This is a genomic window from Parasynechococcus marenigrum WH 8102, from assembly GCF_000195975.1.
Classification (GTDB): Bacteria; Cyanobacteriota; Cyanobacteriia; order PCC-6307; family Cyanobiaceae; genus Parasynechococcus; species Parasynechococcus marisnigri.
Genome location: NC_005070.1, coordinates 2,274,465 through 2,297,159 on the forward strand (window position 1 = coordinate 2,274,465; position 22,695 = coordinate 2,297,159).

Consider the following 22,695-nt stretch of genomic DNA (forward strand, 5'->3'; position numbering starts at 1 on the left):
CTCCAGCGTCACCGGTCTGAACAACCTTCTTAGAGTCAACTCCACTTCATCAACGCCCCATGGTCGTCGCTGCCGCTGCACCAAAGCTGTCGCTGCAGTGCGAGGCCATCGCCGGTGATACGTGCACGATCCGTTCGCTCGACTGGGATCGCAGCCGCTTTGACATCGAGTTCGGCCTGCGTAACGGCACCACTTACAACGCCTTCCTGGTGCGCGGTGAGCGCACTGCCCTGATCGACACCAGCCACGCCAAATTCCGCGACACCTGGATTCCTCTGCTGAAGGAGCAGATCGAGCCCACAGCCATCGATGTGCTGATCGTGAGCCACACCGAACCGGATCACTCCGGATTGATCGGCGACCTAATCGACCTCAACCCCGACATTGAGATCGTCGGCTCGAAGGTGGCGCTGCAATTCCTGCAGGACCAGGTGCACCGGCCCTTCAAGTCCCGCGCTGTGAAGTCCGGCGAGGAGCTGGATCTTGGAACCAACCCGGAGAGCGGCATCCAGCATCGCTTCGAATTCCTCAGTGCTCCGAACCTGCACTGGCCAGACACGATCTTTTCCTTCGATCACGGCACCGGCATCCTCTACACCTGCGATGCCTTCGGCCTCCACTACTGCTCCGACGACGTCTTCGACAGTGACCCGGGCGCCATCGCCCCGGACTTCCGCTTCTATTACGACTGCTTGATGGGGCCCAACGCCCGCAGTGTGTTGCAAGCCCTCAAACGCATGGGCGGACTGCCGGAGATCAACACGATCGCTGTCGGCCATGGCCCCCTACTGCGCCACCACCTCAGCCACTGGGTGAACGACTATCGCGAGTGGAGTGGTCAACGCAGCAAGGGTGAGAGTTATGCAGCCGTCTGCTATCTGAGCCAATACGGCTTCTCAGATCGGATCAGCCAAGCCATCGCCCATGGGATCGGCAAGGCCGAAGCCCAGGTGCAGCTGGTGGACCTGCGCGCCACGGACCCTCAGGAACTGACGGCGCTGATTGGAGATGCCAAAGCGGTGGTGGTGCCCACCTGGCCAGCGGAACCGGACGGAGAGCTGCAGGCCTCCATCGGCACCTTGCTGGCTGCCCTTCACCCCAAACAACTGGTGGGCGTTTTTGATGCGTTTGGCGGCAACGATGAGCCGATTGACGCCGTGGCCGATCAGCTGCGCAGCCAGGGCCAGAAGCAGGCCTTCGCTCCGCTGCGCATTCGTCAACTTCCGCAGGGGAGCGATTACCAGCGCTGCGAAGAATCCGGCACCGACCTCGGCCAGCTGCTGACCAAGGAGAAAGCCATCGCGGCCATGAAGAGCCTGGATGGGGATCTGGACAAAGCCCTGGGGCGGATCAGCGGCGGGTTGTACGTGGTGACAGCGAGCCAGGGCGAGGGGGAATCCCAGCGCCGCAGCGCCATGGTGGCCAGTTGGGTGAGCCAGGCCAGCTTTTCCCCGCCGGGCCTCACGGTGGCGGTCGCCAAGGACAGGGCCATCGAGGCCTTGATGCAGGTGGAGGACCGCTTTGTGCTCAATGTGCTGCGGGAGGACAACCACCAACCGCTGCTGCGCCATTTCCTCAAGCGCTTTCCCCCTGGTGCTGATCGCTTTGCCGGCGTGAACGTGCTGGAAGGGGTTGCGGATGGCGGCCCTGTGTTGACCGATGCCCTGGCTTACCTCAGTTGCCGGGTGGAGCAACGGATGGAAGGACCCGACCACTGGATCATCTACGCCGTGGTGGAGCAGGGCAATGTGGCCGATGCCGAAGCCAGTACCGCCGTGCACCACCGCAAAGTGGGCAACCACTACTGATGAGCGTGACCAGCACCCGCACCGAGCGACGCACGCTTCAAATTCCGATCGACACTGGTGTGGTGGCTCTGCGCGGTCTGAGCCCCCAACGCCATCGCTTCGAGCTGGAATATGCCCTGGAACGCGGCAGCACCGCCAACAGTGTGCTGTTTGCCGCCGGGGACGACCAACCCGCAGTTCTGGTGCATCCCCCCGGAGCGGCCTACAGCGCTGTCTTCCTTCCGGCGCTGGCGAAGCTGCTGCCAGACGCATCCCATCCCTTGCTGGTGGTAGTGGGTCACGTCAACCCCAACCGCGTGGCGCTGCTGCGCAGCCTCGCTGAGACCTACTCAGGGCTGGAGCTGATCACCTCCAACGCTGGCGCCAAATTGCTTGAGGAACTCTGGACGCAGCGGAAGCCATCCCCTCCTGGAGAAGAGCAAGAGCAACCGCCGTTGCCGGATCTGCCATCGCTGCGGGTGATTCGCCACGAGCAAACCCTGGCCATGGCCCATGGGCGCAGCCTGCAGCTGATCGCCACACCGACACCCCGCTGGCCAGGGGGCCTGCTCGCATTTGAGCAAAGCCTGGGGCTGCTGATGAGCGACAAGTTTTTCAGCGCCCATCTGTGCACAGAGGAATGGGCCGAAACCAACCGCACCAGCACGGAGGAAGAACGACGCCACTTCTACGACTGCTTGATGGCACCGATGGCCCGTCAGGTGGAAGGGGTGGTGGAACGTCTGGAGGAGCTGGACATTCGCACCATTGCCCCGGGCCACGGACCTGCGATCGAAGACAGCTGGCGCAGCCTGCTGAGTGATTACCGCCGCTGGGGAGAAGGCCAGCAGAACGCCAGCCTGAATGTGGCTCTGCTGTTTGCCAGCGCTTACGGCAACACCGCCGCTATTGCCGATGCCCTGGCCCAGGGTGTGAGCCGCACCGGCATCCGGGTGAACAGTCTCAACTGTGAGTTCACTTCAGCGGATGAACTGATCGGGACTATTCAGCAGGCTGACGCGGTTCTGATCGGATCACCCACCCTGGGCGGCCATGCACCCACTCCGATCGTCTCGGCCCTGGGCACCCTTCTGGCGGAAGGCGATCGCAATAAACCCGTTGGCGTGTTCGGCAGCTTCGGCTGGAGCGGTGAAGCTGTGGACCTGCTGGAAACCAAGCTCCGCGATGGCGGCTTCAGCTTCGGATTCGAGCCGATCCGGGTGAAATTCAGCCCCGACGCCATGAAAGTGAAGGAGCTCGAGGAAATCGGCACCCGCTTTGGTCGACAGCTTCTGCAGGCTCAGAAAAAAGCGCAGCGGCGCAGTGCTGGCGGCCTCAGTGAAAGCCGAAGCGATCCGGCGGTCCTGGCCCTCGGTCGGGTCATCGGCTCCCTTTGTGTGCTCACCACCCGCAAGGGAGAGCTCAGTGGCGCCATGGTGGCGAGCTGGGTCAGCCAGGCCAGCTTCACTCCTCCGGGGATCACCGTGGCCGTGGCCAAGGACAGGGCCGTGGAAGCACTCCTTCACAAGGGCGACCGCTTTGCGTTGAACGTGCTGGCTGAAGGCCGTGAAACGGCTCCGATGAAGCAATTCCTGCAGCCTTTTGCACCGGGTGCGGACCGCTTTGCCGGACTTGAGCTCCAGGAGAGCCCTGGTGATCAACCGCTGTTGCCGGAGTCACTGGCGTGGTTAGAGGGCAGCGTGAAGCAGCGCATGGAATGCGGCGACCACTGGCTGGTGTACGCGGAAGTGCTCCATGGAGGCCTGTTCGATCCAGCCGGATCAACCGCCGTGCACCAACGCCGCAGCGGGGCCAACTATTAATCAGCCCTAACTCATAGTCGGTATGAGTTAGGGCTAGTCTCAGGGTCAGCTTTCATTCGTCATGGATCTGTCCAAACCCTCCACCCAGGCCAATCTCGAATCCGCCTTTGGCGGGGAGAGCATGGCCAACCGCAAATATCTGCTCTTCGCCGATGTCGCCAAAAAACTCGGCCACAACGACCTCGCCAAGTTGTTCCGGGATACGGCGGCCCAGGAAACCGAGCACGCCTTCGCCCATTTCCGTCTGCTCCACCCCGAACTGGTGATCGATGACGCCAGCAGCCTCAGCGATACGCAGAAACAGGGGATGCTTCGTCGCTGCCTCGAGCTGGCGATTGAAGGGGAGACCTACGAGTACACAACGATGTATCCAGAATTCGCTGCTCAGGCTCGTCAAGACCGAGACAGTGGAGCCGAAGCAGAGTTCGCTGAGCAAAGCAGCGAATCAAAGGAGCACGCCGGCCTCTTCCGAACAGCAGCCAAAAACTTCGGCCTGCTCACCCCGATCGAACAACATCACGCTGAAACCTATGGCGTCGCCCTGCAGGCTCTGCAAGGCAAAGGCGTCACGGGCCAGGCCGACGAACCTGTCCCGGGCAAATGGATTTGCAAGGTCTGCTCGATGATCTACGACCCAGCCGAAGGCGACCCCGATTCGGGCATCGTGGCTGGCACGCCCTTCGAGGCCATTCCCGACGACTGGCAGTGCCCGATCTGCGGAGCCCGCAAGGCGAGCTTTGTGCCCTACCGCGAGGCGGCATTGAAGTCGGCCTGACGTTCACCCCAAGCGTGCAGCCCATCCAGCACAGGCAATAGCTCTATCCCGAGGTCCGTCAGCGCGTAATCCACGCGCGGGGGAACCTCGGGGTGAATCGTGCGATGCACCACGCCATCAGCCTCCAGATCACGCAATTGGGCGGTCAATACCTTCTGACTGACGCCCTCAAGCGCCCGCTGCAAATCAGAGAAACGCTGAATGCCATCCACCAATTCTCGAAGGATGAGTACGCTCCAGCGTCCCTGAATCACCTTCAGAGCCAGCTCGGCCTTGCACTCGCCCTGGTGCTCTCCTTGCTGAAAACCTCTCTGATGGTCCAAAGGTCACCGTCCGGTCACCAACCCACTTTTGCGTGCGTTCTTGTGCAGCCGTGCCGATGACTGCAGGATCGTTCGAGCACCCCGAATCGCCTTCCTCTCGATGCCACCGGATCTGATTGTTGTTGCCGCCAGCAACGGCGAAAACCTCAAGCTGGCCGAACGCTGCGTCCATGCCGCCAGCCAACGTCAAGCCCAGGCCGAGCTGATCGATCTCACCGTTCTGAGCCTTCCGCTTTACACCCAACGGGTCCAAGCGGCTGGGGCAGGAGCAGATCTCATCAGCCTGCGGGATCGTCTTCACGCTGCCCCCCGCTGGATGATCTGCGCACCGGAATACAACGGGTCAATCCCACCGGTACTCAGCAACTCCATTGCCTGGCTCTCCGTGCTGGATGACGATTTCCGCAGCCTGTTCAACGGCCGCCCCATCGCGATTGGAACCCACTCCGGAGGCGGTGGCATGGAAGTGCTGATTTCGATGCGGATCCAACTCACCCATCTGGGGGCAGACGTGATCGGCCGGCAGCTCCTCAGCAACTTCAGCAAACCCGCCAAAGACGAAAGCATCGACGATGTCGTGAAGCGTCTGCTGCAACGCCAACCGCTCGCGCTGTGATGACCCAACCCAACCTGCTGATCCGCCCCGCAGTTGAACGCTTCCACAGCCAGAGGGACTGGTTGGATTCCTGGCACACCTTTTCCTTCGCCGGCCATCACGATTCCAACTGGATGGGGTTCGGCCCGCTGCTGGTGATCAACGACGACACCATTGCCGCCGGTGAAGGCTTTGGGATGCACCCACACCGCGATATGGAAATCATCACGGTGATGGTGGAAGGTCAGATCAACCACCAGGACTCCATGGGCAACGCGGAAGTGCTGCGGGCAGGGGAGCTGCAACGCATGAGCGCTGGCACGGGGATCGTGCACAGTGAGATGAACAAAGGCGAGTCGCCCTGTCGCCTTCTGCAGATCTGGATTGAACCTGTCCACAAGGGACTCGAACCGTCTTACGAGCAACGCCACATCGAAGTCGGCAAGGCCTGGACACCGCTTCTGAATCCAGACCCGAGCCAGGGGGCCATGGCCATCGACCGGCCAGTGCGGCTCTGGCGGGCGCAACCCAAGCAGGGGCAGGACCTCACCTTGCCTGAGGAAAGTGGTGACACCCTTTGGCTGCAGCTGATCAACGGCTCCGTCCAGCTGGAAGGCATCGATGGCGATGCCCCTGATGCGCTCCATTCAGGTGATGGCCTGGGATTGCGAAACCAGCGGAACTGGACCCTGACCAGCCAGAGCGACGACGCCGATCTTCTGTTGTTCAGCCTGGCCTGAACCGCCAAATGTGGATTCATGCCCAAATAACAACGCAGTAGCGCTCGATACACTTGCGCGTCGCACCGATCACATGTGTTGCCTTGCAAAGGATCTCGGCGACGGCAAATTTCAGAATCCCGCCCAGTCTCCAGACCTTGAGGTGTTGATCCCAAAGAGATTCGGGCAATGCGAGCCACACCAGATCTGGTGCCTTCAAATGACAAGGTCACAACAACAGATTCCCTAGAGCGATGGGATTCCCGATGAGCCATGAGGCCGTGGTGCGATACCGCGGCTACCTTCTGCTGCCTCAGACCAATCAAAGCTGGCTGGTACGCCCGGAACGCAGTCCAATGCAGTTGTTGCCATTTCGAACGCCGACCTGCTCGCTGGCCGACGTCAAAGCGCTATTGGACTGGAGACTGTCGCAGGAACGATCAGAGATTGGGGTGGCCTGAATCAGGCCGCCGCAGGTGGCGGCGTGGGATCGCCCAGGGGTTGAAATGGAATCACCAGGGTGGCCCAATGGTCGGGTCGCTCTGGGCGAGGGCGACGCGACTGGCGCACGCCAAAGGGCACACGCAGCACATTGGTTCCTTCAATCGGCAAGGTATGGCCCCGGTTCAGCGCCGACTGAAGGCCTTCAGGCAGCTGAGGCAGATCAGGACCTAGTGCCGATCCAGCGGATTTGTTGATGTCACTCCGATCCATGGTGTCCCCCGACAAACGAATCAGTTGCCGAAAAGTTTGACTGAGGTTGAACAAACGACTGATCAATCAAAATCATCTTTTCGGTTTTCAGTGAAAATTTACACGTCGGGAGTCAAAAGCACCAGCCCGAACTGGCAAGTCGCCCCTTAAGCAGCAACCGCCACGGCAATCTCTTCAACACTTGGGCAGGTGCAAATCAAGTTGCGATCGCCATAGGCATTGTCAATACGAGCCACCGCGGGCCACACCTTGTTCTGCTGCTGATCAGGCAACGGGAATGCAGCCTGTTGTCGGCTGTAAGGACGATCCCAGTCCTCGGCGATGACAGCAGCCATCGTGTGAGGAGCCTGTTTCAAGGGGTTATTGCTGGCATCCATAGCCCCTGATTCGATATCCCGAATTTCATTGCGGATGGCAATCATGGCGTCAGCGAAACGATCCAATTCCGCCAGGCTTTCGCTTTCGGTGGGCTCCACCATCACGGTGCCGGCCACAGGCCAACTCACCGTCGGCGCGTGGAAGCCGTAATCCATTAATCGTTTGGCGATGTCATCCACATCGATCCCGGCATCCCGTTTCAACGGACGCAAATCAAGGATGCATTCATGGGCAACACGTCCGGTGGCACCGCGGAACAGCACGGGGTAGTGCGGGTCCAGGCGAAGGGCCAGATAGTTGGCAGACAGCAACGCCACCGCTGTGGCCTGGCGCAGGGCCTCCGCCCCCATCATCCGCAGGTACATCCAGCTGATCGGCAGGATGCTCGCGCTGCCCAAAGCTGCTGCAGACACTGGCCCAATGGCTTGATCTGGCGAAGCCTGCATGGGATGACCGGGGAGAAAGGGAGCGAGATGGTCCGCCACACCGATCGGACCAACACCGGGTCCGCCACCGCCGTGGGGAATGCAGAAGGTCTTGTGAAGGTTCAGATGGCAGACATCGGCACCGAAGGCGCCCGGACGGCACAAACCGACTTGGGCATTGAGGTTGGCGCCATCGAGATACACCTGACCACCGTGGCGATGCACCAGCTCACAAATCCCGCGAATGCCGGTTTCGAAGACGCCATGGGTGGAGGGGTAGGTGACCATCAGGGCCGCCAGGCGGTCGGCGTGCTCCGCTGCACGGGCAGCCAGATCCTGCTGATCGATGTTGCCGTCAGCGTCGCAAGCCACAGCCACCACCTTGAGACCCGCCATCACGGCACTGGCGGGATTCGTGCCGTGGGCACTGGTGGGGATCAGGCAGACATCACGATGGTCGTCGCCCCTGGAGCGATGCCAGGCACGAATCACCAGCAGCCCGGCGTACTCCCCCTGGGACCCAGCATTGGGCTGCAGGGACACCGCCGCAAACCCCGTGAGAGCTGCGAGCCAAGCCTCCAGCTGCTCAGCCAACCGCTGGTAGCCGGCGGCCTGAGCCATCGGAGCGAAGGGGTGCAGGCCAGCGAAGGCGGGCCAGCTCACGGGCAGCAGCTCAGCGGCTGCATTGAGCTTCATGGTGCAACTCCCGAGGGGGATCATCCCGTGCACCAAGGAAAGATCTCGACTCACCAGGCGCTGGATATAGCGCATCAGTTCGGTCTCACTGAGATGGTCGTGAAACACCGATTGGCTAAGCCAGGGGTCAACCCGCTCGGGCACACCGCACAGCTCCTCAACGGGCGCCAGCGGTAAGGAGGGAGAAGTCTGGCCAGCGGCCGTGGCCAAGGCCGCGACCAACCTGGAGAGTTCATCGGCCGTGGTGCATTCATCCAAGGCGATGCCAAAACCCGTTGACTCGGCGGGATTCGCGCCATCCGGGAGCACCCGCAGGTTGAAGCCTGCTTCCCCAACCGCTTGATGCACGGCTGGCGCCAGAGCTGAGGTCACGGTGACCGTGTCGAAGCGCTCTCCGTCCGGCACAACAAAACCAAGGCTTTGCAAAGCACGCTCAAGCTGCCGGCGCTGACCGACGATTCGACGGGCGATCGACATCAGACCTTCGGGGCCGTGATGAACGGCGTAGAAGGACGCCATCACCGCCAGCAGAACCTGGGCCGTGCAGATGTTGCTGGTGGCCTTGTCGCGGCGGATGTGCTGCTCACGGGTCTGCAATGCCAGACGCAGGGCTGGATTCCCTGCCGAATCCCTGGACTGACCCACAAGACGGCCGGGGATCTGGCGCTTGTAGGTGTCCTTGGTGGCAAAGAAGGCGGCATGGGGCCCCCCGAAACCCATCGGCACACCGAAACGCTGGGCGCTGCCAACAGCAATGTCAGCGCCGAAGGACGCCACAGGAGCGATCAAGGCCTGAGCCAGAGGATCGATGGCGACCGTCACCAGGGCCCCAGCCTCGTGGGCACGGGCAATCACGGCCGTGGGATCCCAGATCTGACCATCAGCGCCCGGCAACTGCAGCAGCACGCCAAACACTGAGGCGTCAAAGCTGGCCTGCTCTGGGGTGACACGCTCCAGATCGATCCCCAAGGGTTCCGCGCGGGTCTGCAGCACGGCCCAGGTCTGGGGAAGAACGTTGGCATCCACCAGGAAGCGGTTGGCCTCCGTCCGTCGACAAATGCCGTAACTCAGGCTCATCGCTTCCGCTGCCGCCGTGGCCTCATCCAACAAAGACGCATTAGCGATGGGCAGACCGGTCAGCTCGCTGATCAGGGTCTGGAAATTCAACAGGGCCTCGAGGCGTCCCTGGGCAATCTCCGCTTGATACGGGGTGTAGGCCGTGTACCAAGCAGGATTTTCGAAGACGTGGCGCTGGATCAAAGCCGGCGTGGAAGTTCCGTAGTAACCCAGGCCGATCAACGAGCGGCGTGAATTATTGGCGGCTGCGATCTCGCGCAGATGGACTAGGGCTTCGGCTTCGCCACAACCTGGTGGAAGCAACCCCTGCGGTGGAAATTCATCAAGGATGTCCTCCGGCACAACGTCAGCCAGAAAGGCAGCCATGTCCGCGTAGCCCAGCGCGGAGAGCATCTGTTGCTGTTCGGAGTCGCTGGGACCGACGTGACGCTGCAGGAAGGGGGAGGTCACCGGGCGGACGCTATTGAATCCGCCGATCGTAAAGAAGGGTGACCGCAGCCCGATGTCAGCCTGCGTTCACCTTGGTGCCGTAAGTGCCGGCATCCATCAGGGCTTCCAGCTGGGAGGGATCACTGGGGCGCAGCACCAGCAACCAACCTTCCCCATGGGGATCGTTCTGCAACTCCTCAGGGCTTGCGAGCACCGCTTCATTTCGCTGCACCACCTCGCCGGCCACCGGGGCGTACATATCCTCAACAGCCTTCACCGATTCAACCGATCCAAACGTGGCGCCCTTGTCGAGGCTGTCGCCCACGTCGGGGAGATCTACGAACACGATGTCCCCCAACTGATCCACGGCAAAGGCACTGATGCCCACCCGCACAAGCTCACCGTCGGCATTGGCGTACTCGTGGCTATCAGCGAAGCGGAAGGAAGCGGGAAACTCGAACGCCATTGACGGCAGATCCAGATGTCTTTACCCAGTCTGCGGGAGATCGATCAACCCCGCTGCATCCAGCACTGAAAGAGCCCGGGTGAGTGCCAGCTGGACATGGGCCCGGTGGGTGCCGCCCTGCACATAAAGGTTGAAAGGCTCACGCAGGGGTGCATCGGCGGAGAACTCACTGGTGGAGCCATCAATAAAGGTGCCACCGGCCATCACCAGGTCACGGGCATATCCCGGCATCGATGCGGGAACAGGATCGAGGTAGGCGCCAACCGGTGAACAGGCCTGGAATGCACGACAGACCAGCTTGAGGGACTCAGGCGAGCCGAGCCGAACCGCCTGGATCAGATCACTGCGGTTCGCCCCAGGTTCTGGATTCACCGCAAACCCCAGCCCTTGGAACACGCCAGCCACCAGATCAGCACCAATTAATGCCTCCGCCACCATCTGTGGCGCCAGAAACAACCCCTGCAAGACCAGCCGCTGCAGATCAAAACCCGTGCCCCCTTCGCGACCGATGCCCGGCGCCGTGAGCCGGCAGCAGGCCTGCTCCACCAGGGCAGCGCGTCCAGCGACATACCCCCCCGTTGGGGCGATGGTTCCCCCAAGGTTCTTGATCAGGGAGCCGGCGATCAGATCCGCACCCACCTGGGTTGGCTCTTGCTCTTGCACCAGTTCGCCATAGCAATTGTCGACGAACACAACGCACTCCGGCTGCCGGGCATGAATGAGGGCACTGAGGCGTCCGATTTCCGCCACAGCGATTGACGGCCGCCAGCTGTAACCGCAGCTGCGCTGGATCAGCACCATGCGGCAGGAGCGCTCCAGAGCTCGCTGAACGGCATCGACATCCACCGAGCCATCTGCCGTCAGCTCGATTTCGTCGTAACTGACGCCGAACTCCGCCAGAGAGCCCTGGCCAGGGTCCCGCAGGCCGATCACTTCCTCAAGAGTGTCGTAAGGGCGCCCGGTGATGGACAGCAACCGGTCGCCAGGCCGCAGCACGCCAAAGAGGGCCGCCGCGATCGCATGGGTCCCGCTGACGAACTGCATGCGCACAGCAGCCGCCTCCGCGCCCAGGACGCGCGCAAAGACTCGGTCCACCACCTCACGCCCCTGATCCCCATGGCCGTAGCCGGTGAGGGAAGCGAAATGCTGGGTCCCCACTCGCTCAGCCGCCAGCGCAGCCAACACCCGCTCCAGACGCGCCTGAACCTGCTCGGTGCGAGCGGCGGCCAGGGGCTGTTGCTCTCGGGCAACGGAGGCCACGAATGCCCTTGCGGCAGCACTCCCTTCACCACTCGTCACGATGCGACACCAGAGTCCAGATCTGCAGCATGCCCTCTCGGCCACGGGTTGCAGCGTCAACTCCTTTAGATTTCGGTCATCAATGGCACCATCCGCTCCACGGCTTTCTGGTCTGAGCGGCCTTGTCAACCCCTGGAGTCTTCCTGTTGGTTTCCTCGCAAACAACTGACACCCGTGAGCTTCGGCAACGGGCGGCGGTGCAAGCACCCCGTGGCCCTCTACCGGCCCGACAGCGCAAGCTCAAGATGGGCACCACCAGCTTCATGGTGGTGATGCATGTGCTGGCCACCGTGGCACTGCTGCCGCGGTTCTGGAGCTGGCAGGGTCTTGTGGCCTTCGGAGTTCTGTACTGGGTGACCGTCCTTGGCGTCACCTTGGGCCTGCACCGGTTGGTCGCCCACCGCAGCCTGGTGGTTCCGGTCTGGGTGGAGCGCATGCTGGTGATCATGGGCACCTTGGCCTGCCAGAGCGGACCGATCGAATGGGTTGGCCTACACCGCCATCACCACCGCTTCTCCGATCAACCGATCGATCACCATGATGCCGGACGCGGTTTGTGGTGGAGCCACAGCGAGTGGATGTTGCATGACATTCCTGCGCTGAAGGAACTCGATCGCTACGCCGGTGATCTCCAGGTTGACCCGTTCTATCGCTGGCTGGACCGCTGGTTCCTGTTGCTGCAGATCCCCCTGGGGCTTGGTCTGTACTGGATCGGTGAAGCCGCTCAAGTGCATGGTGGTGGAATCGGACTGGTGCTTTGGGCCATCCCCCTGCGTTTGGTAATCGTCTATCACGTGACTTGGCTGGTCAATTCCGCCACCCACGCCTTTGGCTACCGCAACTTTGACTGCCCGGATCTGTCGCGGAACTGCTGGTGGGTAGCGCTGCTCTCCTTCGGTGAGGGTTGGCACAACAACCATCACGCCCACCCAGCGAGCGCCCGCCATGGTCTGCGCTGGTTTGAGTTTGACCTCACCTGGCAACACGTTCGCCTGCTCAAGCGCCTTGGCCTTGCGAGCCGCGTGAGAACGGCTCGATATGTGCCCGGGGCTTCCTGACCTCCAGATTTCAGCTGATCAGGCCACGTCGTAACGTGGTCGACCGCACCGATAACGTCCGCCCCCAGGTTCCATGCCCAAGCGTGTTCAAGTCGTTCTGAATGAGGACGTCCTCAGCCTCGGCAAGGACGGAGACCTGGTGGAGGTCGCCCCCGGTTACGCCCGCAACTTCCTGCTTCCCTTCGGCAAGGCGGTGCCTGTAACACCTGCCGTGATGAAGCAGGTTGAGCACCGTCGGGCCAAGGAAGCCGAACGCCAGGCGGCGCTGAAGCAGGCGGCCCTTGACTTCCGTACGGCCCTGGACACCATCGGTCGCTTTACTGTGAAGAAGCAAACCGGCGAAGACAACGTGCTCTTCGGAACGGTCACCAATGGCGATGTGGCAGAAGCCATCCAAGACGCCACCAAGAAGGAGATTGACCGCCGCGACATTGTGGTTCCCGAAATCCATCGCACCGGCAAGTACAGCGTCACGGTGAAACTTCACAGCGAGGTCACCGCTGAGATCAACCTGGAAGTGGTCAGCTACTGATCCCTGGCGAAGCGGCTCATCTGAGCCAGAGTGAGATACCCGATTGCAACGGCCAACGGCCATGGTGAGCGTCCCCCTGAGCGATAGCGGCGAGAACGCCGAAGGGGGACGCCGCAAATTCGGTCATAGTCGCCGCGACCAGGAACCAAGTTTCGAAGCCCTGCCCGATTCCGTTCCGCCCCAGAATCTTGAGGCAGAGGAAGCGGTTCTGGGGGGCATCCTGCTGGACCCGGATGCCATTGGCCGGGTGGCGGATGTGCTGCAACCGGAGGCCTTTTATCTCAATGCCCACCGGGAGATCTTCCGCACTGCCCTGATGCTGCACAGCCAGGGCAAACCGACAGACCTCACAGCGATGAGCGCCTGGCTGGCCGACACGGGATCGCTGGAGAAGGTGGGGGGCAATTCCCGCCTGATCGAACTGGTGGAACGGGTGCCATCAACCGCCTCCATCGAGCAGGTGGCACGGCTGGTGATGGACAAGTTCCTGCGACGCCAGCTGATCCGCTCCGGCAACGAGGTGATCAAGCTGGGCTTTGATCAAAGCCTGCCTATGGAGCAGGTGCTCGATCAGGCGGAGCAGACCATTTTCGCGATCAGCCAGGAGAAGCCGTCCAAAGGACTCACCCCTACGGCCGAAATCCTCACCCAGACCTTCGAGGAAATCGAAAGCCGCTCCCTGGGTACCTCCGTGGCCGGCATCCCGGTGAACTTCTACGACCTGGATGCGATGACCCAGGGCCTGCAACGCAGCGACCTAATCATCGTGGCCGGCCGCCCAGCGATGGGCAAAACCTCAATTGTGCTCAACCTGGCCAAGAACGTGGCCCAGCTGCACGACCTACCGGTGTGTGTGTTCTCCCTGGAGATGAGCAAGGAACAGCTCACCTACCGCCTGCTATCGATGGAGGTGGGCATCGAAGCGGGAAGGCTGCGCACTGGCCGGTTGCAGCAGGAGGAGTGGCCCCTGCTTGGCCAGGGGATCAACACCCTGGGCCAGCTGCCGATCTTCATCGACGACAAACCCAATTCCGGTGTGCTGGAGATGCGATCGCTGTGCCGCCGGCTGATGGCGGAACAGGGCAAGGAGCTGGGGCTGGTGGTGATCGACTACCTGCAGCTGATGGAAGGTTCCAGCCCGGACAACCGCGTGCAGGAAATTTCCCGGATCACCAGGGCCCTGAAAGGCATGGCACGGGAACTGAATGTGCCGGTGATTGCCCTCTCCCAGCTCAGCCGTGGCGTGGAATCGCGCACCAACAAGCGGCCGATGCTCAGCGACCTGCGGGAATCGGGCTCGATCGAGCAGGACGCTGATCTGGTGCTGATGATCTACCGAGACGAGTACTACAACCCGGAAACCCCCGACCGCGGCATCACCGAAGTGATCGTGACCAAGCACCGCAACGGACCGGTGGGCACGGTGAAGCTGCTGTTCGAGCCGCAGTTCACCCGCTTCCGCAACCTGGCAGCTTGAAGCGCATACCGTTTCGCTATGCTGTTCTCAGGACGTGAGTCAGCGCCGTGGCGAAGCAGAGCGTGACGGTGCGTGTGGAGCCTGAACTGGTGCGCTGGTTTCGGGAAGAAGCACAGATCCCCCTCGGCGAAGCGGTCAACGAGGCCCTGCGAGAACTGCAGCAGCGCCTTCTCAACGATCAACTCCAGCACCGCGTCGACCGCGACCTGGCTGAAGGCGAAGCACTGGTGAGCAAAGAGGATCTGAGCTATTGGAATCAGCTCAGCGATGCCTGAACCCTCAGACCAGTTTGAACCTGGCAGCGTGCTCATTCGAAAAGCTGACCGCGAGGGTGGCGATGGAAAGCTGCGACCTTGCGTGGTGATCTCCAGTGCTGAAAGAGGACGCGACGCAAAAGCAGAGACCGTGCTTGTCGTGCCACTCACCTCGGACACCGATGGGAAACAGCGCTTACCGATGCCGGTGATCACACCGGAACCGAGCAATGGTCTAGTGCAGCGCTCTGCAGCCATGTGCGGCCGCGTGAGCTGCATCCGCAAGGCACGTCTGGATCAACAAATCGGCACCGTTCATGCACAGGAGCTGCGCCGCGTGCGACTCGGGGTGGCAGCGGTGATCGGCCTGACTGACCTGCTGACAGCAACAGCAATCAAGCGGTCACGCGCATCGCGCCCATAGAGAATGATTTGATGGCCCTTACCACCGCCCCCACCGAATCCTTCGACGTGATCGTGGTCGGCGGCGGCCATGCCGGCTGTGAAGCAGCGATCACAGCAGCGCGACTGGGGCTGAACACTGCTCTGTTCACCCTCAATCTCGACCGGATCGCCTGGCAGCCCTGCAACCCGGCCGTTGGTGGCCCCGCAAAAAGCCAGCTCGTGCATGAAGTGGATGCCCTCGGAGGGGTGATCGGCCGCCTGGCCGATGGCACCGCGATCCAGAAACGCATCCTCAACGCCAGCCGAGGCCCCGCCGTCTGGGCCCTGCGCGCCCAGACCGACAAGCGCCTCTATTCCCACCAGATGCTGCAACTGCTGCAGCACACCCCCAACCTCGCCCTGCGCGAAGCGATGGTGACCGGTTTGGAAACTACCGCTGAAGCCGATCAGCAACGCATCAGCGGCATCCGCACCTATTTCGGCAGTGTCTATGGCGCTGAAGCGGTGATCCTTACCGCCGGCACCTTCCTCGGCGGCCGCATCTGGGTGGGGCATCAATCGATGGCCGCCGGCCGCGCTGGTGAACAGGCGGCCGAAGGCCTCACCGAAGCACTGCAACAACTCGGCTTCCAGACCGACCGGCTCAAAACCGGCACCCCAGCCCGGGTGGACCGGCGCAGCATCGCCCTTGATCAGCTGGAGGAGCAGCCCAGCGATGCGGCCGATCACTTCTTCTCCTTTGACCCGGCCGCCTGGGTGAGCGGTGAGCAGATGAGCTGCCACATCACCCGCACCACCGCCGAAACCCACCAGCTGATCCGCGACAACCTGCACCTCACAGCCATCTACGGCGGCGTAATCGACAGCAAGGGCCCGCGCTACTGCCCCTCCATTGAAGACAAGATCGTTCGCTTCGCCGACAAGGACAGCCACCAGATCTTCCTCGAGCCAGAGGGGCGCGACACCCCGGAGATCTATGTGCAGGGCTTCTCCACCGGCCTGCCGGAACCGATCCAGCTGCAACTGCTGCGCAGCCTGCCGGGGCTGGAACAAGCTGTGATGCTGCGGCCGGCCTATTCGGTGGATTACGACTACCTGCCCGCCACCCAGCTCAAGCCGTCGCTGGAAACCAAGCGAGTGCGCGGCCTGTTCAGTGCCGGCCAGCTCAATGGCACCACGGGCTACGAGGAAGCAGCAGCCCAGGGCCTGGTGGCCGGCGTCAACGCCGCCCGGCACATCGGCGGTCAGGAGCCAGTGCACTTCCCCCGCGAGGGCAGCTATATCGGCACGATGATCGATGATCTGGTGAGCAAGGACCTGCGGGAGCCCTACCGGGTGCTCACCAGCCGCAGTGAATACCGCCTGATCCTGCGGGGTGACAACGCCGACCGCCGGTTGACGCCGTTGGGCCGAGATCTGGGCCTGATTGACGACCGCCGCTGGCAACTGTTCGAGGACAAGCTCCAGGCGATGGAACGCGAAAAGCAACGGCTGGAAACCGTGCGCCTCAAGGTGAGTGATCCGGTGGCCCCGGCGGTGGAAGAGGAAACCGGCGCAGCGATCAAGGGCTCGATCACCCTGGCGGACCTGCTGCGCCGCCCCGGCATGCACGCCGCCGATCTGGTGCGCCATGGCCTGGCCGATGCCGATCTGCCCCTGCCGGTGCGCGAAGGGGCCGAGATTGACATTAAATACAGCGGCTATCTGCAGCGGCAACAGCAGCAGATCGACCAGGTGAAACGCCAGAGCCAACGCAAGCTGCCGGCCGACTTGAACTACGCCGGCATCGGCACTCTCTCCAATGAGGCCCGTGAAAAACTCGGAAGCATCCAACCCACCACCCTGGGCCAGGCCAGCCGCATCCCTGGCGTCAGCCAGGCGGACATCACCGCTCTGCTGATGTGGCTGGAACTGCGCAAGCGTGAGGCCCTCGCCCCCCCTGCAGAAGCTCGATAGCGTTGGGACCCCGCGGGTCCACCTTGGCCGTCCGGCTTCCCACCTCCCATTCCTACTGGAACCTGCGGGCCGAGCAGGTGATGGACAAGGTGTTCGACCAGGAGGCTTTGAATTCCGCGCGCCCCAACCATCTCGTCCCGGTGGACGTGGACGTGCACGATCCGCCAGCTCCAGTGCCGCCACCAGCACAGCCAAACCTCACCCCATCGACCACCAGCACCACCCCCTGGTTGTTGCTGACCGTCAGTGGCCTGGCGGTGGCCGGTGCCGTGAACAGCGGCTGGCTGATGAGCAGCCTGCTTCAATCCCGCAGCCAGCTGGATCAGGAACGCAACCTGCTGATGCTCGAGCGGCTTCAGACACAGGCCAGCGCCCCTGAGCCTCAGGTCACGCAAGCACCGCCTACAGCAGAGGTTGCTGCCAGCACTCCCGACCCCCAGCTGTCGCCAAGACCCTCCATCACGCCCAGGCTCGCCTTGTCACCGGTTGCCCCTCAACCGCTGCCGGTTCCAGCCCTGACGCCGATGCCGCAACTGACCGGGGTGGTGCAGGGTCCTGGCGGCAACAGCTCCGCCATCTTCCAGCTGGACACAACATCCCTGTCGGCTGGCATCGGTGAAAGCATCGGCAACAGCGGTTGGCGGCTGGACGCGATCACCAGCAGTGGAACGGTGATCAGTCAGCAGGGCCAGCAGCGCACCCTGTCCGTAGGAGGGCTGTTCTGAGCTCATCCACTCCTCTGCTTCCCTCCCCCCATCAACTCTGGCAAGCCCCCACCGAGGCGGTGCTCAGTGGTGAAGGGCCGCGCCAGCTACCGGGAGCCTGGCGGCTGATGCTGCTGGGGGACGGCAGCCCCACCCGCCACCTGCGGCTGCTTACCGGTGAACCGGTGGCCGTGGACCTGATCGCCATGGAACCGGAAGCCAGTCTGCCCGCGGAAGCACCGGCGGAAGTGGCCGAACTGCAGGCACCACTACTGCGGCGTCAGGTGTGGCTCACCTGCGGCGGCCTGCCCCTGGCATGGGCCGAGAGCTGGTGGAACCAGGCGGAGGCAGATCTACATCTGCAAGATCGCAATCTGCCGATCTGGAAAAGCCTGACCCAGGGCCGCTCTGAGCTGTTCCGTGAAGTCGATGGTCTGGCGCTGGTGCAGGCGGATTGGCTGGAGCACACCTTCGGCCACCGCGGTCCGTTCTGGAGTCGTCACTACCGCTTTTTCCGCGGCGGCACCGCACTCACTGTGATCCGAGAGGTGTTCAGCCCGCAGCTGGAAACCTGGCTGGGACCTACCTTGCGCCAGGAGCTTCAGCAAAGTTCATGAACAATCCTGCAAGTTTGTTGGGATTTGCTCTTGACAACTTGCCTTTATATGTGCTGCGAGGAACATGTGGACACATCGGTTCACCGTGTCATGGCTGCCCTCAACCCCTTGCTCAGCCTTACCGACCTCGGTCGGATCTACGGCATTTCAGCGATCCACTGCGGTCGCATCCTTGAGCAGCAAGGTTGGCGTGATCGTCGCGGTCGCCCTACACCAGCTGCCCTTGAGGCCGAAGCGGCCAGCTGTGCCGGCACCCATGGCCAGGGCCGCACGGTGTTCTGGAGCCGTGCAATCTGCTCGGAGCTGCTGGAAAGCAAGGGCTATGCGCCGATGAGCCGCAACGTTCAGATCGAACAATGGACCCAGCTGCTGGAGGCGTTGCAGCTGGGCTCCCCGTCCATTTCCGCCACCCCGGACCAGATGGCCGAGGAGATGCCTAAAGAACTGGTGGAAGACGTGAACCAGCAGTTGGCGGTTCGCGGCTGCAGCTATCGCGTCAGCCGCCACCAGCGTCAGGCCAGTCGCAGCGCCTCCGCCTGCTGATCTGCCGTCAGGCGCGGCGACGACTTGAACGGGGCAACGACCGCCTTGGGGCTGGAGGTTGAGAGTCAACAGCGGGAGTTGCCGTGCTGCGAGACCGTTGCCAGCGGTCCACCCGGAAGCTGTCGTCCTCCGGCCAGTCATCCACGGAGCCTGGGTCAGGAGAGGTCATCGCAGGAACCGACGGCGCAGGTGTGACCTGACGGCCCCGACGGGAAATGGCCTCGAGGGGTCGTTTACCGCTGCGCAGCGGGCGATCCGTGTCCTGCCAGGGCTCCCGCCAGGCGTCGTCCTCCTCCAACAACCACTCGACCTTGTCGCCAACCCAACGGCCGACGGAATCCAGATCAAAACTGCTGCGGCGTTGGCCGGGACGACGTCCCGACACGCCATCGACAAACTGACGGCCGGTCTCAATCCAGGTGTCCAGGCGACGATCTCTGCGGTCTTCCATGATCTGACGTTACCGACGCCGACGGCGCAACCAACGCTCCCGTCGCAGCCCGATCAGGGCAATCGTGACGCCACCCAATTCCAGAGACAACAGAAACACCTCCATCTCAGACCGCCGATTCGAACTGCAGCACGCAGCTCCGATGCCAGCGCCCAGCGTGATGCTGATCACAGCACTTGCGGCAGGCGGCGTTGCTGATGCGACGGCGGTAGGGATAACGGCTGCCGCAGCTGGGGCAGACCGCCCACCAGCGGAGTGGCCGCACCGGGACGGGATAGCGATGGCGCACGCTCACCTGAAACCGATCCTGGGCAGCATTAATCGCCTCCATGCGGGCGCGGAAGCGTGGCCCATGGCTCTCCCGTGTGCGCAGCACCAGATCGACCCAGGCATGGATCATCTCGTGGCACAGCGTGCTTTCGGTGGCCTCCTGGGGCAGGGGTTCCAGCAGCGGCCTGGACAGCACAATTTCACTGCCCCGGCTAGCCCCGATTCCAGGACCACGACGATAGAAACCGGCGGTGCGGCTCATCCGACCATCACTCCAACGCACGCAACTCAACGGTTGGCCATTAACAGCCAACGTGCCATCGAAATGCTCCCTGTTGAGGCGATGAAAGATCGGCAGCAACGGCAGCAACGGCACGATCGGGTGGGTTGCAGCGGTGCAGCATCATCCTGCCGCGGTCAGTCAGACTCGTCGCTGTTTGAAGGCAGGCGATGGAACTGGGTCTGATCCGTGAGGTTGGCGTCAAGTCACTCCTGGCAGGGGGTGGTGCCCTGCTCCTCTACTGGACCTACACCGCGGTGAAGCTGGTGCTCAGCGCCCGCGGCATCAATCCACTGATCAAGCAGTTCTTCACCCAGGTGGCAGCCGGCCGCATCGATGCCGCCTACCTGCTCACCACAAAGGCCTACCGCCAGCACGTGAACAGGCAGCAGTTCATCCGCTTTCTGGCGGACCTCAAACTGAACAAGTTCCGCAACCTCAAATCCGGCCGGCCCCGCATCCAGGAGGGCGACGTGATCCTCACCGTGAAGCTCAAGGCGGAGAACAACGACGAACTGCCGCTGGACTTCACCTTCACCAAGGTGGACGACAACTGGCGCATCGCCCGCATCAACCGCGTCAATGGCTGAGCAACAGCAGCGGGCCGCGGAATTGCGGTCCCTGCTCAACCGAGCTGCCCATGCCTACTACGTCCTCGATGCCCCGGTCATGGAGGACACGCTCTACGACCGGCTGTACCGGGAATTGCAGCAGCTGGAGCAGGCTGACCCAAGCCTGCTCAGTGCAGACAGCCCCACCCAGAGGGTGGGCAAAGCACCGGCAACGGGCTTCCACAGCGTGGAGCACAGAATCCCGCTGCAAAGTCTCGACAATGCCTTTGATCACGGGGAACTAAAGGCCTGGCATGAACGCCTGCTCAAGGTGCTGGACCGAGCTGACGACAGCCCTTTACCCCTGGTGGGCGAGCTCAAGATTGACGGCAATGCCCTGGCTCTGAGCTACCGCCATGGGGTGCTGGAGCGGGCAGCAACCCGCGGCGATGGCAGCAGCGGTGAGGAGATCACCGCCAATGTGCGCACCATCAGTTCGATCCCGCTGCGGCTGCAGATCGACGATCCACCGGAATGGGTGGAGGTGCGCGGAGAAGCCTTCATCCCCGATGACACCTTCGCTGCGATCAACAACGAACGCGCCGCCCACGGCGACGCCCTGTTCGCCAACCCCCGCAACGCCTGCGCCGGAACGTTGCGGCAACTGGATCCCAAGGTGGTCGCGGCCCGACGACTGGATTTCTTTGCGTACACCCTGCATCTGCCAAGCGATCACTCCAATAGCCCCGAATGCCAGTGGGACGTCCTGGCATGGCTGGAGCAAGCCGGCTTTCGCGTCAATCCCAACCGCGAGCTCTGCGATGGCTTGAACGGAATCGAACGCTTCTGCGACCGCTGGGAGCAGCAACGTCATCAGCTGACGTACGCCACCGATGGCGTGGTGGTGAAGCTCAATGACCTGCGCCTTCAAGATGAGGCGGGCACCACCCAGAAGGCCCCACGCTGGGCCATTGCCCTGAAATATCCAGCGGAGGAAGCCCCCAGCAAGCTGCTGAAGCTGGCGGTGCAGGTGGGACGCACCGGCGCCGTGACGCCCGTAGCCGAATTCGAGCCGGTGGCCCTGGCGGGCACCAGCGTCAGCCGCGCCACCCTGCACAACGCTGATCGCATCGCCGAACTGGATCTGCACCTCGGTGACACGGTGGTTGTGCGCAAAGCCGGAGAAATCATTCCGGAGGTGGTGCGGGTGCTTCCCGAGCTGCGCCCTACGGGAGCCGTTCCCCTCGAGCTGCCGGACCACTGTCCGGAATGCGGTTCCAACCTGGTGCGAGACGACAGCGAAGCAGCCACCCGCTGCATCAACAGCAGCTGCCCGGCGATCCTGCGAGGCGGCTTGCGCCACTGGGTGAGCAAGGGCGCCCTGGATGTGGACGGGCTCGGCAACAAGCTGATCCAACAGCTGGTGGAGCGAGGTCTTGTGCGCTCCATCGCCGACCTTTACCGGTTGGATGCAGCCCTGCTGGCGAGTCTGGAGCGGGTGGGCGAGAAATCCGCCGCCAACCTGGTGGCGGCCCTCGAGCAATCCAAGCAACAGCCCTGGCATCGCCAGCTGTATGGCCTGGGGATCCGCCACATCGGCGAGGTGAACGCCAAAGCACTAGCGGCGGCTTATCCCAACAGCGCCAGCCTGGCCGCTGCTGAGCCGGAAAGTATCGCAGCGCTGCACGGCATCGGCCCAGAAATCAGCAGCAGCCTGCAGCAATGGCACGCCAACCCCCCCAACCAGAGGCTGCTGGAGGATCTGAGGGCGGTCGGCCTGTCGCTAGAGGCCAATACTTCGGAACTGAACGCCAACAGCACCGGCGAAGGCAACAGCAGCGGCGCGCTGCTGGGCAAAACCCTTGTTCTCACTGGCACATTGCCCAACCTCAGCCGCAGTGACGCCAAAACCCTGATTGAAGGCGCCGGCGGCAAAGTGAGCGGCAGCGTCAGCAAGAAAACCGACTACCTGGTGGCGGGAGAGGCGGCCGGCAGCAAGCTGTCCAAGGCTGAAAGCCTGGGGGTGGAAATCCTGACTGAAGCCGAATTGCAAAAGCTGCTAAGCACATAAAAAACCCCTCGCTGACGCGA

Annotated in this window: 24 protein-coding genes; 17 read left to right on the forward strand and 7 right to left on the reverse strand. The window is 62.6% G+C overall.

All coding sequences use genetic code 11. The features are described from left to right. Nucleotides 1-59 precede the first annotated feature (59 nt). The 3 genes from TX72_RS11960 (at nt 60) to TX72_RS14945 (ending at nt 4,385) form a co-directional block, all read left to right on the forward strand. Nucleotides 60-1,808, forward strand: coding sequence for a diflavin flavoprotein (locus tag TX72_RS11960; protein ID WP_011129220.1), 1,749 nt, complete (start codon nt 60-62; stop codon nt 1,806-1,808). Continuing rightward, a complete protein-coding gene (locus tag TX72_RS11965) occupies nt 1,808-3,610 on the forward strand; it encodes a diflavin flavoprotein (RefSeq protein WP_011129221.1) in 1,803 nt (600 codons plus the stop codon). Before TX72_RS11960 ends, TX72_RS11965 begins: the two co-directional genes overlap by 1 nt. A gap of 61 nt (nt 3,611-3,671) precedes the next feature. Then, the gene (locus TX72_RS14945) at nt 3,672-4,385 is read left to right on the forward strand and encodes a rubrerythrin family protein (RefSeq protein WP_011129222.1); all 714 of its coding nucleotides are present in this window, start codon (nt 3,672-3,674) and stop codon (nt 4,383-4,385) included. Here TX72_RS14945 and TX72_RS11975 read toward each other — a convergent pair. Beyond that, nucleotides 4,355-4,708 carry a winged helix-turn-helix transcriptional regulator gene (locus TX72_RS11975; protein WP_011129223.1) on the reverse strand — a complete coding sequence of 118 codons (354 nt, stop codon included), beginning with the start codon at nt 4,706-4,708 and terminating at the stop codon, nt 4,355-4,357. The genes TX72_RS14945 and TX72_RS11975 overlap by 31 nt on opposite strands. 100 nt (nt 4,709-4,808) lie before the next feature. Here TX72_RS11975 and TX72_RS11980 point away from each other — a divergent pair, with 100 nt between their 5' ends. From TX72_RS11980 to TX72_RS11990, 3 genes are all read left to right on the forward strand, one after another. Continuing rightward, nucleotides 4,809-5,324, forward strand: coding sequence for an NADPH-dependent FMN reductase (locus TX72_RS11980; RefSeq protein WP_011129224.1), 516 nt, complete (start codon nt 4,809-4,811; stop codon nt 5,322-5,324). Further along, nucleotides 5,324-6,043 carry a pirin family protein gene (locus TX72_RS11985; RefSeq protein WP_011129225.1) on the forward strand — a complete coding sequence of 240 codons (720 nt, stop codon included), beginning with the start codon at nt 5,324-5,326 and terminating at the stop codon, nt 6,041-6,043. Before TX72_RS11980 ends, TX72_RS11985 begins: the two co-directional genes overlap by 1 nt. 233 nt (nt 6,044-6,276) lie before the next feature. Next, on the forward strand, nt 6,277-6,483 hold the full coding sequence (locus tag TX72_RS11990; RefSeq protein ID WP_042503975.1) for a hypothetical protein: 207 nt from the start codon (nt 6,277-6,279) through the stop codon (nt 6,481-6,483). 1 nt (nt 6,484) lies between these two features. Here the strand turns inward: TX72_RS11990 and TX72_RS11995 are convergent, their stop codons facing one another. From TX72_RS11995 to TX72_RS12010, 4 genes are all read right to left on the reverse strand, one after another. Further along, nucleotides 6,485-6,736 (reverse strand): hypothetical protein, encoded by a 252-nt coding sequence (locus TX72_RS11995; RefSeq protein WP_011129226.1) that lies wholly within the window; start codon nt 6,734-6,736, stop codon nt 6,485-6,487. Between the two features lie 146 nt (nt 6,737-6,882). After that, complete coding sequence (gene gcvP / locus TX72_RS12000; protein ID WP_011129227.1) at nt 6,883-9,762, reverse strand: aminomethyl-transferring glycine dehydrogenase; 2,880 nt, start codon at nt 9,760-9,762, stop codon at nt 6,883-6,885. 55 nt (nt 9,763-9,817) lie between these two features. Next, nucleotides 9,818-10,207, reverse strand: coding sequence for a glycine cleavage system protein GcvH (gcvH, locus tag TX72_RS12005; protein WP_011129228.1), 390 nt, complete (start codon nt 10,205-10,207; stop codon nt 9,818-9,820). 21 nt (nt 10,208-10,228) lie between these two features. Further along, nucleotides 10,229-11,467, reverse strand: coding sequence for a methionine gamma-lyase family protein (locus tag TX72_RS12010; RefSeq protein ID WP_404824890.1), 1,239 nt, complete (start codon nt 11,465-11,467; stop codon nt 10,229-10,231). Nucleotides 11,468-11,652: 185 nt separating this feature from the next. On the opposite strand from TX72_RS12010, the gene TX72_RS12015 reads away from it, so the two are divergent. The 9 genes from TX72_RS12015 (at nt 11,653) to TX72_RS12055 (ending at nt 19,052) form a co-directional block, all read left to right on the forward strand. Then, a complete protein-coding gene (locus TX72_RS12015; protein ID WP_148228827.1) occupies nt 11,653-12,564 on the forward strand; it encodes an acyl-CoA desaturase in 912 nt (303 codons plus the stop codon). Nucleotides 12,565-12,637: 73 nt separating this feature from the next. Further along, nucleotides 12,638-13,096, forward strand: coding sequence for a 50S ribosomal protein L9 (gene rplI / locus TX72_RS12020; protein ID WP_011129231.1), 459 nt, complete (start codon nt 12,638-12,640; stop codon nt 13,094-13,096). A gap of 61 nt (nt 13,097-13,157) precedes the next feature. Continuing rightward, a complete protein-coding gene (gene dnaB / locus TX72_RS12025) occupies nt 13,158-14,573 on the forward strand; it encodes a replicative DNA helicase (RefSeq protein ID WP_011129232.1) in 1,416 nt (471 codons plus the stop codon). A gap of 47 nt (nt 14,574-14,620) precedes the next feature. Beyond that, the gene (locus TX72_RS12030; protein ID WP_011129233.1) at nt 14,621-14,848 is read left to right on the forward strand and encodes a hypothetical protein; all 228 of its coding nucleotides are present in this window, start codon (nt 14,621-14,623) and stop codon (nt 14,846-14,848) included. Beyond that, a complete protein-coding gene (locus TX72_RS12035) occupies nt 14,841-15,251 on the forward strand; it encodes a type II toxin-antitoxin system PemK/MazF family toxin (RefSeq protein ID WP_011129234.1) in 411 nt (136 codons plus the stop codon). The genes TX72_RS12030 and TX72_RS12035 overlap by 8 nt, the downstream gene beginning before the upstream one ends. An 11-nt stretch (nt 15,252-15,262) precedes the next feature. After that, on the forward strand, nt 15,263-17,188 hold the full coding sequence (mnmG, locus tag TX72_RS12040) for a tRNA uridine-5-carboxymethylaminomethyl(34) synthesis enzyme MnmG (RefSeq protein ID WP_011129235.1): 1,926 nt from the start codon (nt 15,263-15,265) through the stop codon (nt 17,186-17,188). 23 nt (nt 17,189-17,211) lie between these two features. After that, nucleotides 17,212-17,913, forward strand: a complete 702-nt coding sequence (locus TX72_RS12045) for a pilus assembly protein PilZ (RefSeq protein ID WP_148228828.1) — start codon at nt 17,212-17,214, stop codon at nt 17,911-17,913. Between the two features lie 14 nt (nt 17,914-17,927). After that, nucleotides 17,928-18,509: a chorismate lyase gene (locus tag TX72_RS12050; protein WP_173358535.1), complete on the forward strand. Its 582-nt coding sequence runs from the start codon at nt 17,928-17,930 to the stop codon at nt 18,507-18,509. 90 nt (nt 18,510-18,599) lie between these two features. Continuing rightward, entirely contained in the window at nt 18,600-19,052 is a 453-nt protein-coding gene (locus TX72_RS12055; protein WP_042504510.1) for a hypothetical protein, read from the forward strand. A gap of 7 nt (nt 19,053-19,059) precedes the next feature. Here the strand turns inward: TX72_RS12055 and TX72_RS12060 are convergent, their stop codons facing one another. Both TX72_RS12060 and TX72_RS12065 read right to left on the reverse strand, forming a co-directional pair. Then, nucleotides 19,060-19,503, reverse strand: coding sequence for a hypothetical protein (locus TX72_RS12060; RefSeq protein ID WP_011129239.1), 444 nt, complete (start codon nt 19,501-19,503; stop codon nt 19,060-19,062). A 106-nt stretch (nt 19,504-19,609) separates the two neighbouring features. Continuing rightward, on the reverse strand, nt 19,610-20,149 hold the full coding sequence (locus tag TX72_RS12065) for a SprT family zinc-dependent metalloprotease (protein ID WP_011129240.1): 540 nt from the start codon (nt 20,147-20,149) through the stop codon (nt 19,610-19,612). Between the two features lie 74 nt (nt 20,150-20,223). Here TX72_RS12065 and TX72_RS12070 point away from each other — a divergent pair, with 74 nt between their 5' ends. Together TX72_RS12070 and ligA are read left to right on the forward strand one after the other, a co-directional pair. Beyond that, on the forward strand, nt 20,224-20,643 hold the full coding sequence (locus tag TX72_RS12070; protein WP_011129241.1) for a hypothetical protein: 420 nt from the start codon (nt 20,224-20,226) through the stop codon (nt 20,641-20,643). Next, nucleotides 20,636-22,675: an NAD-dependent DNA ligase LigA gene (gene ligA, locus TX72_RS12075; RefSeq protein WP_011129242.1), complete on the forward strand. Its 2,040-nt coding sequence runs from the start codon at nt 20,636-20,638 to the stop codon at nt 22,673-22,675. Before TX72_RS12070 ends, ligA begins: the two co-directional genes overlap by 8 nt. Nucleotides 22,676-22,695 lie beyond the last annotated feature (20 nt).